This window comes from Salinivibrio proteolyticus (genome assembly GCF_027286365.1).
Taxonomy (GTDB): domain Bacteria; phylum Pseudomonadota; class Gammaproteobacteria; order Enterobacterales; family Vibrionaceae; genus Salinivibrio; species Salinivibrio proteolyticus.
Map to the genome: position 1 here is coordinate 1,727,260 of NZ_CP114584.1, position 14,499 is coordinate 1,741,758.

At 50.5% G+C, this 14,499-nt stretch carries 11 protein-coding genes; 6 read left to right on the forward strand and 5 right to left on the reverse strand.

Annotated elements, in window-relative coordinates; genetic code table 11:
- Window positions 1–66: 66 nt before the first annotated feature.
- Window positions 67–3,162 carry a D-2-hydroxyglutarate dehydrogenase YdiJ gene (gene ydiJ / locus N7E60_RS08180; protein ID WP_269597113.1) on the reverse strand — a complete coding sequence of 1,032 codons (3,096 nt, stop codon included), beginning with the start codon at window positions 3,160–3,162 and terminating at the stop codon, window positions 67–69.
- Between the two features lie 141 nt (window positions 3,163–3,303).
- On the reverse strand, window positions 3,304–4,785 hold the full coding sequence (locus N7E60_RS08185) for a bifunctional NUDIX hydrolase/phosphatase PAP2 family protein (protein WP_269597114.1): 1,482 nt from the start codon (window positions 4,783–4,785) through the stop codon (window positions 3,304–3,306).
- A gap of 50 nt (window positions 4,786–4,835) precedes the next feature.
- On the opposite strand from N7E60_RS08185, the gene N7E60_RS08190 reads away from it, so the two are divergent.
- Window positions 4,836–6,461: a VRR-NUC domain-containing protein gene (locus N7E60_RS08190; RefSeq protein ID WP_269597115.1), complete on the forward strand. Its 1,626-nt coding sequence runs from the start codon at window positions 4,836–4,838 to the stop codon at window positions 6,459–6,461.
- A gap of 79 nt (window positions 6,462–6,540) precedes the next feature.
- Here the strand turns inward: N7E60_RS08190 and N7E60_RS08195 are convergent, their stop codons facing one another.
- Together N7E60_RS08195 and N7E60_RS08200 are read right to left on the reverse strand one after the other, a co-directional pair.
- Complete coding sequence (locus tag N7E60_RS08195) at window positions 6,541–7,281, reverse strand: PilZ domain-containing protein (protein ID WP_077455656.1); 741 nt, start codon at window positions 7,279–7,281, stop codon at window positions 6,541–6,543.
- Between the two features lie 101 nt (window positions 7,282–7,382).
- A complete protein-coding gene (locus N7E60_RS08200; protein WP_269597116.1) occupies window positions 7,383–8,672 on the reverse strand; it encodes a DUF945 family protein in 1,290 nt (429 codons plus the stop codon).
- 396 nt (window positions 8,673–9,068) lie between these two features.
- Here N7E60_RS08200 and N7E60_RS08205 point away from each other — a divergent pair, with 396 nt between their 5' ends.
- From N7E60_RS08205 to N7E60_RS08225, 5 genes are all read left to right on the forward strand, one after another.
- Window positions 9,069–9,524 (forward strand): hypothetical protein, encoded by a 456-nt coding sequence (locus N7E60_RS08205; RefSeq protein ID WP_269597117.1) that lies wholly within the window; start codon window positions 9,069–9,071, stop codon window positions 9,522–9,524.
- 114 nt (window positions 9,525–9,638) lie between these two features.
- On the forward strand, window positions 9,639–10,271 hold the full coding sequence (locus tag N7E60_RS08210) for a DedA family protein (protein ID WP_408642346.1): 633 nt from the start codon (window positions 9,639–9,641) through the stop codon (window positions 10,269–10,271).
- A gap of 148 nt (window positions 10,272–10,419) precedes the next feature.
- Window positions 10,420–12,375 carry an ATP-binding protein gene (locus N7E60_RS08215; RefSeq protein WP_269597119.1) on the forward strand — a complete coding sequence of 652 codons (1,956 nt, stop codon included), beginning with the start codon at window positions 10,420–10,422 and terminating at the stop codon, window positions 12,373–12,375.
- Entirely contained in the window at window positions 12,372–12,872 is a 501-nt protein-coding gene (locus tag N7E60_RS08220) for a response regulator (protein ID WP_077675431.1), read from the forward strand. The genes N7E60_RS08215 and N7E60_RS08220 overlap by 4 nt, the downstream gene beginning before the upstream one ends.
- Window positions 12,873–13,006: 134 nt before the next feature.
- Entirely contained in the window at window positions 13,007–13,555 is a 549-nt protein-coding gene (locus tag N7E60_RS08225; protein ID WP_069587087.1) for a hypothetical protein, read from the forward strand.
- An 86-nt stretch (window positions 13,556–13,641) separates the two neighbouring features.
- Here N7E60_RS08225 and N7E60_RS08230 read toward each other — a convergent pair whose 3' ends face one another.
- The gene (locus tag N7E60_RS08230; RefSeq protein ID WP_269597120.1) at window positions 13,642–14,490 is read right to left on the reverse strand and encodes a universal stress protein; all 849 of its coding nucleotides are present in this window, start codon (window positions 14,488–14,490) and stop codon (window positions 13,642–13,644) included.
- Window positions 14,491–14,499: the final 9 nt, after the last annotated feature.

Here is a 14,499-nt window from a genome sequence, read left to right on the forward strand (position 1 = left end):
TGTTTTGCCTTCGTTTTTAGCTATTATTTCACTGTACGCGAAACCCATTTGCGTGCAAGCTCAATGTTACTTTACGTGTTCAGTATGGACACGATCACTGCGAGTGCACGCTAAACGCAGCAATACCTGCAATGGATGCCGCAATTGTTGCTCACTAAACCGTTTGACCTGACTGCGACACGAATAGCCCGTCGCGAGGACCCGCTCTGCCGGCAATTCGGCCAACTTGCCTGACCAACTTAAATCGTAGATGGCTTGCGAGGTCTCACGCTTATCAGCTTCGTGGCCATAGGTACCCGCCATACCACAGCATCCAACCGATACCGGTTTTAGCTCGGCACCAAAGTGAGCGAACAATTGTGCCCACTGCTGCTCTGCATGTGGCAATTGTGTTTTTTCGGTACAGTGGCCAAACAGGTACCAGGTTCCCGCATCTATAGTGTCCGCTGGCGGCAATGCTGGCACCACTGACATCAACCACTCGTGACTGAGTTGAACGTTAAAATCGCCTCGTTTTTTGCCCAACGCTTCGCAGTATTCATCACGATAGCAAAGCACCAAGGCCGGATCGACGCCCACCAAGGGAATATTCAGCGCAGCAAGTTGATTAAGAAACGCCGCGGTATTCTGTGCCGTTGCCCCAAACCGGCGTAAGAAGCCTTTCACATGCAGGGCCTTGCCGTTGGGCTTAAACGGAACCAACATCGGCACTTTTCCTAGTTGGCGCGCAAGCTGAACAAGATCATGCACAAGCGGTGCTTCATAAAAGCTGGTAAACGGATCTTGGACAATCAACACATAATTTTCACGCTCTTGTGCAGACAGCGCTTGCAGCCAAGTTAGATCAAATTTTAGCGCATGATCGCCAGCCAAAGACGCTGCTAAGGTGGGCACCGATAACGCAGGCGTATCAGTATATCCCACCAATTTTGCCGTCAACCCTTGTGCCCAGCGGGGTTGAGTGACGGCGTTTACCAACTTGGGCGCTTTTGCCATCAGGGGCAATAACGTTTCAATGTTCGCCACGAGGTGGTCTTTGATCGGGCGCGGGTAGCGGCTGTAATACAATTGCATAAACCGAGAGCGAAAGCTGGGAACGTCGACTTTAATCGGGCATTGGCTCGCACACGCTTTGCACGCCAAACAGCCATTCATCGCTTCCATCACTTCGTGGCTAAAATCGTCCGCTTGCTTACGTCGCGTAAAATAGCGGCCAAATTTTTTCATCACCTCACGCACCGAGGGAGATTGCGTCATTAAGGCCTGTTCCACATCGAGCGGATCAACCCCCTGCTCGGCCAATAGACGCAACCATTCCCGTACGATCCCCGCGCGTCCTTTGGGAGAATGGCGACGGTCGTAGCTGACTTTCATCGACGGACACATCGGTGACGCGGTGTCATAGTTAAAGCACAACCCGTTTCCGTTACACTCCATCGCTCCTTTAAAGCTGTCGCGAACCTCAACGGGGATTTGCCGGTCATAAAAGCCACGCTTGGTGTCATCAACACGAACCAACGCATCTTCGCTATTGATAGGCGTACAAATTTTGCCGGGATTCATGCGGTTTTGCGGATCAAATGCCGCTTTAACTCGCCGTAATTGGGTAAACAAGGTGTCACCAAAAAACGCCGGTCCGTATTCTGAACGATATCCTTTGCCATGCTCCCCCCACATCAGGCCACCGTATTTCGCAACCAGCGCAACGACTTGGTCTGACAGAGTTTGCATGATTCGCTCTTGTTCCGGATCGCATAGGTCCAGTGCGGGGCGAACGTGGAGCACACCCGCATCGACATGACCAAACATGCCGTAATGCAGATCATGGCTGTCTAACAAGGCTCGAAATTCACTAATAAAGTCGGCTAGGTGTTCAGGCGGCACACAGGTATCTTCGGCAAAAGGCACCGGCTTCGCTTTCCCTTTCGTCGCCCCGAGCAGGCCGACCGCCTTTTTTCTCATCGCATAAATCTTGTTGATCGACGCGAGATCACGACAGATTTGGTAGCCAATCACGCCCTGTTGCTCGTGCTCAATCAAGGCATCCAGCTTGTCACAAAGAGCGGTAATTTGTTGGTCAATATCGTCAGCGTCATTGCCTGCAAATTCCACCATGTTGATGCCATGCATGGTTTTACCCGGCACATCTTGCAACAAATCACTCACGGTGTGCCAAACAATGTCGTTGCGTGCCAAATCCAACACCTTGGCATCGACAGTTTCTACCGATAACGCCTTGGCCTCGACCATCATGGGCGCATTGCGCAAGGCCGAGTCAAAGCTGTCGTACTTGATGTTGACCAAGGTGCGCACGGTCGGAATCGGAGTAATGTTTAAGGTCGCTTCGGCAATAAAGGCCAGCGAACCTTCCGCGCCACATAGGACGCGGCCGATATCAAACCGACTCAATGCGTCATCATAGACATGCTTAAGATCGTAACCAGTGAGAAAGCGGTTTAAAGGCGGAAAGGTACGCGTAATCAAATCTCGGTGCTCTCGACACACCGACGAGACCGTCTCTAATGCACGACCGGCAAGATCGTCTCGCTCCATCGCATGATTTAATTGGTCACTATCTAAAGGTTGCGTATCTAACACACTGCCATCGACGAGTACCGCCTTTAACCCCAATACATGGTCAGAGGTTTTCCCGTAACGAAGCGAGCCTTGTCCCGATGCATCCGTATTGATCATACCGCCAATGGTGGCGCGATTACTGGTCGAAAGGTCGGGCGAGAAGAAGAAACCGTAAGGCCGCAGGATGTCATTGAGCTGATCTTTAATCACGCCAGCTTGTACCCTGACCCAGCCTTGCTCTGGGTTTACCTCCAATACCTGATTCATGTGGCGAGAAACATCTACCACCACATGTTTCGTCAGTGACTGACCGTTAGTGCCCGTTCCGCCACCGCGAGGAGAGAATTTAATCGCATTGAAAGGCGGCGCTTGTACGGTGTGCCCAATGAGTGCGAGGTCGTCCACACTCGCGGGGAAAAGCACTGCTTGTGGCAGTGCCTGATAGACGCTGTTATCGGTCGCCACCGCCAATCGGCTCGCGTAAGTTGACTCAATATCGCCGTCAAAGCCTGCTTGCTGCAAAGCGGTTAGAAAATCAACGACGGCGGACGACAAGCCCGCCTGTGGGTGTATTGCCGGTATCATTGCTGTTCCTGTGCGCAGTATCCACCATGCCTGGTGTGACTTTTTGTTGTGCTGTCACTTTACCTTAACTCTACGCGCAGCCAAAGCGATCACCCATAATTCACCATCAACCCATCACAAAGCACCGTTCGCCAAACGTATCTATAACGATTGCATGCCTATTTTTCGGGCTAACCAACGTGCTAACTCAGGGCTGGCGATCAATGCCCAAGGCGGTATGCTCCAAATTGCCATGCACGTGAAAATCAGCAACACCCAACTGACCCCAGTTAACTGGCTGACACCATAAGCAATACCGAGAATGATCCCCGCGCCGAGAATAATCCACGCAAAAGTGAGTATTTTTCCGCCTCGTGTTTGTGCGGGTTTACGGGTTGGGAACAGCTTATGCCAAACTTGACCGGTATAGACACCGGCCGCGAGTGCGGCGAGATACAGCAAATTTGGCAACTTCACCGCCAATGCTGCAAGCGCCAATACGATGCATACCAACAGCCATATCCGTGCGGTATTGAGCAGAGGACGCGCATTTTTTACCGTCAGACTATCGAGTTTGACGGTCACACTTGCAATGCCGGCACCAATCAAGCCGCCAATGATGACATCACTGGCAAAGTGTACACCGAGGTACATCCGATTCAGGCCCATCAATACAATCACTAATACTGTCAGCGCCAACGCTCCATAGGCGGGCGGATGCTCAGCGCGCCGCTTAAGATACCAGGCCGTTGTTACCGCTGCTGCCAGTAAGGTGTGGCCGCTCGGTACTGTAAAACCTCTCGCATCACCGATTTTTAACTCGGGCCAAATAAAGAAAGGCCGGGGCATTGCAAAGCCGCTTTTTAGAAGGGTTGATACCGCGGCAGCACTGATCAGCAAAAACAACAAAGACAAGGCCGATTTATGGCCCCTGAAGACGAGAAATAGCGGCACAAAAGCAAGATAGAATGCCGTTTCCCCTAAAATATTGACCAGCCAAAAGACCTGAGTGGTGAACGAAGCCATGGTCTCGCCCATTGCGGCAACGGCTTGCTGGACACCCGAGACTAACCCGTACTGACTCACATAAAAGGCAGGGGCAAGTGCGCTAAAGTCTGCCAACGCGGTCACATCGCTGCTTGGCACTTTATCGACTAAAGACCACAGTAGCGCTCCCCTATCATTAAATCGGTATTGATAGTCTTCAGCGTGCGCTTTGGGTACGAGTCGGGCTTCGTCAATTTCAGAGGCAAAGTTCGGCGCCAGCCACGCAGGCAAAATGCCAGTGCCATCCGCTTGGGAGACAACCGGTAATGGGGCGAGGCTGCGACAATCAAACAAGACGCCGCGATGATCCTGATAGCGCACCTTACCAACATCGACGCGAATAGCGGTCTCTTCAAACACTTCTCGTGCTAATGCTTTTTGCGGGGATTCCGCAAGGCTTACACGGCCGCCCGGTAATCCATAGCGGCCACTGACGCGGTCTTTGACCAGCAGCAAGCGCCCTGCAGGATCAACCACCATACAAGCCACGCCAGCGATCCCTTGCTCAGGTGAAAACGTATTCTCTGCGTCGGCTAACACAGAACTCGACACCAACCAACTAACAACTGACAATAGTAAGGCGATACTCCATTTCATGCGGCAGCTCCTGAATGCATGTGTCGTAACAAAACAAAAAAGGACAACGGATGACGCAGCCTGACCCTCTTTCTCCCTATTATTATCATCATAACTTCCTATGCTTGATGGATTTAGTGTCTGAACGTGATTGGGATCTGCTCAATCACGCAGAGCGTCATTGGATCACCACCTTTCAACAGCTTAGCTTTAAGGCGCAATGTTTGCTGATCCGATTATTGATGCGTCGTCATGATTGGTTTGTCGCCGAAAAATTGGTGTATCACGAACTCGGCGACTTATCTCCTTTGCTCGACGAATTAGCCACGCAGGGCTATGTTCGCCTCACCCATCAGGCGGCCACCGAGGTGGTGCTGAATCTCCTGACCAAACCCCAAATGGCTCACGCTTATCCGCAGGCTGACGTGCCCAAAAGCGCCAGTAAAGCGCAATGGCAAGTCGCGATTCAAGCGACTTATGGCGACACCTTGAACAGCCCAACCATGCTCATTGAGTGTCTGCAACCTGAGTTGTTATCCGTATTTTTACTGCTCTACTTTGGTAACTCGCGTCAAGATCTAAGTCAGTTTGTGGTGGCCGAGCTGGGTATTCAAACCTTTGAATCTTACGCGCTCCGTCAATCAGAGCGCCTCTTTCAATGCCGTGAACATATCGACCATTGGTTGCACTTGTCGGCATTGAATGAGCATTATTGGCAAGCGAAAAAAGCCAAGCAACCCGACATCATTCTCGCCCTAACTGACCAGCTTCCCGCGCGGTACGCATGGCCACCACTGGAACGGAAACGCCAACGGTTAGTGAATCGCATTGCCCGTGAACACGAGCGCCATGCAAACCTTGATACGGCACAAATGCTCTATCAAACCACCACACAGCCTCCAAGCCGTGAACGACAAGCGCGGATAGCCATCAAGCAAGACGATATCGACTTGGCCTCCACACTGATCGGCACCATGTTGCGCGCTCCTCATGATGAGGATGAACGTGACATCGCCTGTCGCCTCGCCAAACAAAAAAAGATCCAACAACATATTGGGCTCCATGAATGGCCTGCGACGCCGATCAGTGAAATACACACAGAGCACCTGACTTTACCCTTGCACGATCGCGTTGAGTGGGAAGTCGCCGATTATTATCGTGCTCAAGGTTGGACAGTCTGGTACAGCGAAAATTGCTTATTGAACGCACTGTTTGGACTATTTTTTTGGGACATCCTTTTTATGCCCGTCCAAGGAGCATTTCTTAACCCATTTCAACGCGGGCCACGTGATTTATACAGCGAGGAGTTTTGCACTGCGCGCCAACCTGCCATTGACGATCGCCTCAGTGACATAGATAACGCGCGGGCGCTGATAAAGCAGCATTATGCAGAAAAGCACGGCATAACCAATGATTGGGTCCACTGGGGAGTTATCGAATGGCCGTTACTGGATGCAGCGTTACGCGCGCTCTCCACCCACCAACTCAAAGCGTGTTTCGAAAGAATATTGTTTGATCGACGGCATAATCGCAGCGGTCAGCCTGATCTTTTTATGTGCCGAGCCGATGACTATCAGTGGGTCGAAGTAAAAGGACCCGGCGATACGCTCCAGCACCATCAAAAACGCTGGCTGCACTTTTTTAATCATCATGCCATCAATGCAAAAGTCATCTATGTGCAGCGCTGCCCGCAGTGATAATGATGCGATTACTGGACAGCGCATGGCGATGCAAGGCCTCGCCTAAAGAGAGTGGAGGGAGCTTAAAGTGACACTGTCACTCATCACTTTCAACGGTGGGATTAAAAATGTAGCGTGAGCCGTCAAAGACTAAGCGTTTAATCAATTCACGACAGTGCTGAAGTCCCGATTGATCAAAAGACAAGCCGTAGCGCTGCATGCCCCACTTTTGTTGACGATTCTCTACTTGTCCACTCAGTACAAAACAGTCATCCCCGTGAGAAGGCCGGACTTGAATCGCGAGTTGGTGCTTCATTTCAAACACGGGAGCAATAGCATCAAAACTAAATCCACAACCACCGGCGGAGATATCGGTTAGGTTGACCGACAAACGTCGCTTCTCAAGTGGGATTTCACCTTTGACGTTGAGCTCATAACGGCTTTCTTTCCGCTGTTGAATCAGCTTGGCTTGCTGCGGTAATTCCACCAGCATAATCGCGACTGGCGACATCATGATGTGTGAGATCCGTGAGGCAAAACGAATTTTGGTGCCTTCTCCCTCATCCGATACGCCATCAACCGCAATGCGATACCCTTCGACAAAGAACTGGTTTAACTGCTTAATGTTACGAGTGGGAATGGTAAAGAACAGTCGCTGGTCGCCATCAAAGCCAATGAAGGTACTCTGGCAGCTAAAAATTTGCCCAACCGGGGTTTTAATTTGTACGTGAGTGGCGGTGCCATGTTTAAGAAAGCCAACCGCACGTAAGCCAATCACGGCTTCTTCACGCACTGTTTTATACTTTTTGGCTTTAAGATCGGGGAGTGCTTGGGTCATGAATTATCTTATAGCGTTATAGTTATCAACTATTTATACAGCTAGCGAAATAAGGGGTCAACAATGGAGCACACTAAGACTGTGCTCCATCACTGATTGTGTTAGATCATTAACATCGCAAATAGCATCAGCGGCATCGACTCGCCATTGCTAGACACAATTTGATTACCCTCAATAGTGGCAGTGAGCTCAAACTGTCCCTCATTCATCGTCGCGTATCCCGCTTTGATCAACTGCTGTTTTTTCGCCTGCCATTGCGGCTGGCTTAGCAATGCATCTGGCACGGTAATGTCGATATTGCCTGACAAACGGCTGACCAAGGCATTTAAGTCTAACTGCGCAGCGGCTTGTGGGTCCGCTTTGGCTAAGTTCAGCGCAACATTAGCGCTTACATCGCCATCCGGTAAGGTGATGCTCGCCGGTGCAATATCTAACGATAGTCCTTGCTGTAATAGCGTCATCATCGCTTGATCCAGTGCGTCAACTTGCTCTGGGTTCTCAAGATCAGATGATAGGCCGGCGATGGTCGCCATCGCCTGATAGTCTAGCCCTTTCGCATCAAAGACCAACGCGATGTTGCGCCATTCACTGTTATCCGGCAACGTAAATGAAGACACGGTAATGCGGTTCGCATTATCAATGCGCGCACGCGTGTTTTCGTCTGCATTGACCATTTGGTTGCTGATCTGAATTTGACTTTTTCCGACTCGATAAGCTTGATTGCTGGTATCAACCAGACGCATGCCTTCAACCGAAAATGCCTGCTCACCAATCCAAAGATCATCTTGTAAATAACCCCGTCCTTGACCTTTAGCCGTATCGATTTTTATCTGCTCGCCGTTATCGGCGTTCAGCGCCGCCGCTGGCCAGTTAAAATCGAAGGTAATTTCACCATCGCGTGCCAAGCTCCCCATCAAGGTTAGCTCGCTGGCTGTCAGATTCTTGCCTTCATTCGTGAATGAGAAAGGCGCGACGGTCAACTGATAATCAGACGCTCCTGTCACAAGCGTTTCCATGTCCAATCGGATAGGAGTCGGGTTACCCGGCCATAGGCGCTGGGTGAGTGTTTGTAGCTCGGGGGTCAACACTAAGGTATTCGTCGATGATACGCCGAGCACACCATGCGTGATCTCTGAGGCAAGATCATACTCACTGGGCAGGCCCGCTTCTTCTAAGGCTAGTTTGACGTCACCTTTAAAGTGCAAACGCGTCACAGCACGAGAATCAAGGTAACCGCGATGGTATTCCCGTTGTTCTACCGTAATATCTGGCGAGCTAAATTGTGCCACTTCGCGCTCATACATAGATTGCGCGATTTGACCGGTGGCAAACGGCCAACATGCCGCCACCGCAACAGCGCCAGCCATGGCGCCGTATTTTCCTAGAAACATATCTTTTGCCCTCAAGGCACTCGAAAAGCTCTAGTGTAACCAAAAATAGACGGTGACGATAACACTGACATGGCATCCTGCGTAACGGGCAACAACTGCCGATACAACATTCCGAATCTTTTTACATGAAAAACCATATATATCACTGATTTTTATCAGTTAAAAAGCAAATCCGCACCGGTAATTATTTTATAAAATAGCATTAGATCTCCCAGCCACCTCACGCTATGATGATTCATCCTACCTGCAAGCCCTCCCGGCATAATGAGGCAGGAAAACACTACCATTGACGCGTCTCTCACCGCTTAGATGAAGGCTCAAGTTATTCATACGGCCATCACTTTGCCTATCGCGTGTTCAATGCGATCGACGTTTGATTCTCAGAGGCACATTTCGATGTATGTATTCGCGCGTTTTCGGTATGCGTGGAATAGCGGACAGCGCGGCGTCAGCGTCGGCCTCTCGTGTTTAATGGCTGCGCTGGCCGTTTGCGTGTTGATCCTCGCCGCGTCGCCACCTCCTTTGCATGCCGCGCCATACATCGCCTCTCCCTTAGGCCATCTCATTGCTGATTCGACCGTGGCACCCCATAGCCACCATCGCCCTGATATTGCTTGCTTGGTAAGTCGCCTTGGACTATCACGAGCAACAAATGACAGCGACAGTCCCGGCGATGACAGAAACCCACATCACCCGGCTAGTCACCTTGCCGGCACGTGTGGCGCGTTTTTGCGCTTTGCGACACACTTCATGCAAGTATTGGCGTGTCAAAGACAGCAACAGACATTAACGGTTGTTGTGCCTCGATTACTGCAATTTCCTCACCTATTCGCACGCTATGCACATGCCTAGTTTTTTCACCATAAGTTGTTGAAAAACGTGAATAGGTTTGATGAGGAAATAGTCTTGGACGCTTTATCTGTATTTTCTGCATTATGGAATCATGATCTCGCTGCACTGCAGCACATGGATCTGTCATTGCTTTATGTTTGTGTCGGCTTGTTAGTATTCGCAGAAAGCGGCTTTTTACCCGCCGCGCCCTTACCCTGCGACAGCGTTATTGTGCTTTGTGGGAGTTTGGCGGCTTTTGGCGTCTTCCACCTCTACGTGATCATAGTAATTCTAATCATGGCTGGCTGGTTAGGCAGCGCAATGGCCTTTTATCAAGGACAACGATTAAAAGAGTGGCGGTGGGTATCTCATTGGTTGAATAAAGTGCCTGCCAAGCATTTGCAGCGAGCCGACACGTTAATCGGCCGATATGGTCTGCATGCCATGTTTGTCGCACGTTTTTTACCCGTGGTACGGTCGCTACTCCCGATGATGATAGGGTTAAGGCAAGGGCTATCACTGCCCCGTTTCTTGATTAGTTCGCTCTGCAACGCGGTTTTTTGGATCTGTCTGTTGGTCTTATCAGGCTATGCCATTTCATACCTGCCGCCCAAACTGGCTGGTTTCGTCAATCATCTTTTGATTATTGCGCCACTGATGACATTAGTGATTGCCAGCCTCAGTCTGTTAGTCGGATGGTTGTTCCACCGCCGCACCCGTAAACGCCGCAGCCAACTCACCACCGAACAGGAAACCTTGATCGAGTAATACTAAGTACAAGGCGTCAGCACATCATGGGTTGGCGCCTATTTTGTGTAAGGATGTGACAAAGTGCGTTATTGTCGACCGATTCGCATCATCGCTGGCTAAATCCGCTTACAATGCAAAGCATTGAGCAGAAATTCAGCGATTCCTTATGAATGCCTACGTGATTTTGTGCGTCGACCACGATCCCATCATTATCGAGAAGCTCACTCACGATTTAGCCCCTTTTCGGGATGTTTTCGATCTGTGTAGTGCCGATAACCCTGATGACGCCAACGCACTTCTTGATGAATGTCAGCATCAAGGTCAACAAGTGGCAATGTTGATTTGTCATAATCAACCCGGTGATGACAGTGGCATCAATATGCTCGTCAACATCGATAATCACCCAGCTAGTATCGGTGCGCGCACTCTATTGCTCAGTGATGCGCCACAGTATGATGCCATTTTGCAGGCGGTGAATGAGGGACGGTTAAACTATTGCATGCACAAGCCTTGGCGTCGGGATGAACTACAACGCGTGGCCGAAAAAGAGCTAACCACCTATGTGTTACGCTACTGCCAGCATGATTTACTCCGCTATGCTGAAGCGCTCGATCACCGCGCCTTGCTTGATGCACAAGTGGAACGCGAAATTAACCAGTTCCAATCTCAGCTGTTCTCCCCCTCAAGTAGTGACACCCGCGCCATTGCCGACAAAGTAATTCAAGGTCTCTATGCTTTTTTCGAAGGGAATGATGAAAGCAAAGCGTGTCGCACTTACAGCCCTTACCATGTTCTTACCAAAGAAAATCAACCCAATGCATTTCTCTGGTTTATTGCCGAAGGCGAAGTGGGGTTGTACAAAACCGATGACGATGGCCAAGAGCATCATGTTTCTACTCTAAAAGCAGGCAGCTTGATCGGCAGCATGTCATTTGTCACCGGCGAAGTGTCTTTCTCAACGGCCCGCACCCTGACACGCACCCAGGTGATCAAAATTGACCACGAACTGTTTGCCAAAATCATGCGTAGCCGCTCGGAGCTATTGCCGCTGTTTATCCAGCACCTACTACTGCATTTTAACCAGCGCTTAAAGCGCAGTATTGGCACCGAAATTCAATTGCAACAAACCCTCGCCTCATTGGACGCCGCCAATCAGCAATTGGTCGAGAAGGAAAAAATGGCGTTGCTTGGGCAACTCGTGGCCGGTGTCGCCCATGAGCTAAATAATCCCGTGTCGGCCATTCTGAGAAATAGCGACGCCCTCGGTGATGCATTACAAGCGGTCGCACAAGCACCATTAACGCCTGATAGCCTTGAGCAAGCACTCACATTATTGCAGACGAACCGCGAAGCTACGCCTCTCTCGACTGCTCAAGCACGCGCCTACACTCAAAACTTAACCGACCAAGTCAGCGAACGTCATCTTGCCCGTGATTTAGTCGGAATGGGACTGTATCAAGCTGATGAGGTCTCGCACTGGCAACAGCAACTGGGCGATGCCTTCTCGCCCACGGTGGAAATCTGGCGACAATACGCCCGCTGCGGCCGCTTGCTGCGTTCAAACCATGTCTGTGCCCAACGCATTGCCGATTTAGTCAAAAGCTTACGCACCTATGCGCGCCAAGATACTGAGCAGCGTCAGCGCACCCAGCTGCTGGAAGGCATTGAAGACACCCTGACCTTATTTGAGCATCGACTGAAACCCCATCAATTGGATAAACGCTACCACCCATTGCCGGAAATTGTCGCCCAGCCCTACGCGCTGGCGCAAGTGTGGACTAACTTAATCGCCAATGCGCTCGACGCCATGCCAGAGCCCGGCACACTTACGGTACAAACCGACCTTGTCGATAATGATGAAGCAAGTTACATCCAAGTCGCGATTTCAGATACCGGCGTGGGAATGACGCCAGAGCAACAAGAAAAGATCTTTGCCTTAAACTACACCACCAAACGCGAGGGTCACTTTGGCTTGGGCATTGGTCTAACCGTGTGCCAACAAATTATCCAGCAACATGGTGGTGATATTCGTGTGTCATCTGTTCAGCAACACGGCACCACAATGACGGTGACACTACCCGTTTCGCTCTCCCCTGCTACCCGTAAGGAGCCCCAGTTATGAGCCAGTATATGATTTTATGCGTGGATGACGAACGTGACGTGCTTGATAGCGTCATGGATGACTTACAAGGCTTTTCTGATCATTTTGAGTTAGAAGCCGCAGAGTCGGTTACAGAAGCGCGCGATGTGATTGAGCAAATGGCGGCGCAAGGCACGCAATTGGCACTTATCCTGTGTGATCACATTATGCCTGGCGAACTTGGCGTCGATTTTTTGATTGAGCTGGCGAAACAACCGCAAACCGCAGGGGCGCGTAAACTGCTTCTCACCGGCCAAGCGGGGCTAGAGGACACTGTATCGGCAATTAACCACGCCAGTTTACATTACTACATTGCCAAACCATGGCAGAAAGCGACGCTTACCAGCGTAGTCACCGATCAATTAACCAGCTTTATGATTGAGCACGAACCAAACCTGTTGCCATGGACCAGTGTACTTGATACGCCAAGACTCGTGGACGCCATCAACAAGCATAAATTCGAGGTGGGCGGCGAATAAGCGCTTTTTGCCTTAATACCCGCCATTGGGTCAGAAATCGGTAAAAAAGCCACGTCTGCCACACGGATGTGCTTGTTTATTCGTTCAATCGTCTTATAGAATGATTTCAACACCAATAACAAGTGGAATTGATAATGCGTAAATCTCTATTAGCCGGCGCTATTGTCGCTCTGGCCTCATTCAGCGCCGCGGCCAATGAAGACGACGCCAGCCTGAGCACCATGAGTAACTTCAGTTACGATTACGTTGAAGGGCGCATTGGTGTCAGCCCACTCACCTATGGTGCAGGATTTAGCATGTCTATCCATCCTAATGCACACATTCGCGTTGAGGCAGACACCGAGTTTGATTCAGACTGGGATACATCAGCAGGGATTGGCTTTCATGCCCCGATTAATAACTGGGCAGACCTGACCGGTGAGCTACTTGCTCGTGGGGTGAACAAAAAGGATTACGACAGTGATGTGGGTCTAGAAGTGAATCTAGGTATCCGTCAGTGGTTGGGCCCACAGGTAGAAGTTGGCGGCCAAATTGGTTTGCTCACCGTCGATGATGAAGAAGATACCTTTGGCTCCGCATACGGTCGTTTCCACGCCACCGAACTCTTTTCTTTGGGTGCCGAGTATCGTGTAAACGAGTGGTATGGCGACCAATTTATGTTTACCACACGCTTTAAGTACTGATCCCCAAACGTACTAAAGACAAACGGTCAACCGATACAAAAAAACCCGCATCATGCGGGTTTTTATTTGCTTGCTATCCGGCGCGGTTAGCGGATCAACAGCATAGGCACCGTTGATTCAACCAGCAGCTTGGTGGTGTTGCTGCCCAAAAAGAACTGACGCAGTTTCGAGTGACCATAAGCCCCCATCACAATCAGTCCAACTTGGTTGGCCGCTTGATAGTCTAGGATAGCGCGGTGCACCTCACCGGTTAACTGCACTTCAACCACATCGACACCCGCCGTTTTCAAGCGCTCTGCCGCACGTTTAAACGCTGCCAGCTTTTCTTGTGAGTCTTCTACCATCACCAAATGACATGTCATCCCTGCCAACAGCGGCGTGCTCAAGGCTTTTTCTACCAACTTTTCGCTGATGTCGCTGCCATCAAAGGCCAATAAGTAAGACTCTGGCGCACTGAACTCACCATTCGCGACCAAGGTATGCGCCTTGATAGAGCGGATCACACTTTCCAGCTGCGATCCAATCGCTTTGGTATCGTTTTGATGCAATTCACCCGATTTACCCAATACCAAAACACGAGTTTGTGGCTCAAGCTCAAGTAATGTTTCTACTAAATGGCCGTGGCGTTGCAGTTTACGCACATCGTCCAGCCCTTTGGCTTTGGCGTCGTCTTCCAGCTCGGACAGCAGCGCTGTGCCGTGTTTCATGGCTAGCTTGGCACGCTGCTCATCCAGCTCCACCAACTCTTGCAACAGTTGTTCACGGCTCCCGACTCCTAGGTTACCTGAAAGCTCAGGTTCCGCTGGGTGTGAGGATTTATCCAGCACATGCAAAAGTGTCAAAGGGACAGACAAGCGCTTGGCTGCCCAAACGCTCAAATCTGCGACTTGCTTTGAATAATGCGGGCCATCTACGCACGCGGTAATTTGTTCCATGGTCGGTCT

What these genes read in the sequence shown, in the direction of transcription:
- N7E60_RS08185 (WP_269597114.1), bottom strand. Translation starts at nt 4,785, where the DNA reads ATGAAATGGAGTATCGCCTTACTATTGTCAGTTGTTAGTTGGTTGGTG.
- N7E60_RS08230 (WP_269597120.1), bottom strand. Translation starts at nt 14,490, where the DNA reads ATGGAACAAATTACCGCGTGCGTAGATGGCCCGCATTATTCAAAGCAA.
- N7E60_RS08215 (WP_269597119.1), top strand. Translation starts at nt 10,420, where the DNA reads ATGAATGCCTACGTGATTTTGTGCGTCGACCACGATCCCATCATTATC.
- ydiJ (WP_269597113.1), bottom strand. Translation starts at nt 3,162, where the DNA reads ATGATACCGGCAATACACCCACAGGCGGGCTTGTCGTCCGCCGTCGTT.
- N7E60_RS08190 (WP_269597115.1), top strand. Translation starts at nt 4,836, where the DNA reads ATGACGCAGCCTGACCCTCTTTCTCCCTATTATTATCATCATAACTTC.
- N7E60_RS08205 (WP_269597117.1), top strand. Translation starts at nt 9,069, where the DNA reads ATGTATGTATTCGCGCGTTTTCGGTATGCGTGGAATAGCGGACAGCGC.
- N7E60_RS08195 (WP_077455656.1), bottom strand. Translation starts at nt 7,281, where the DNA reads ATGACCCAAGCACTCCCCGATCTTAAAGCCAAAAAGTATAAAACAGTG.
- N7E60_RS08210 (WP_408642346.1), top strand. Translation starts at nt 9,639, where the DNA reads ATGGATCTGTCATTGCTTTATGTTTGTGTCGGCTTGTTAGTATTCGCA.
- N7E60_RS08220 (WP_077675431.1), top strand. Translation starts at nt 12,372, where the DNA reads ATGAGCCAGTATATGATTTTATGCGTGGATGACGAACGTGACGTGCTT.
- N7E60_RS08225 (WP_069587087.1), top strand. Translation starts at nt 13,007, where the DNA reads ATGCGTAAATCTCTATTAGCCGGCGCTATTGTCGCTCTGGCCTCATTC.
- N7E60_RS08200 (WP_269597116.1), bottom strand. Translation starts at nt 8,672, where the DNA reads ATGTTTCTAGGAAAATACGGCGCCATGGCTGGCGCTGTTGCGGTGGCG.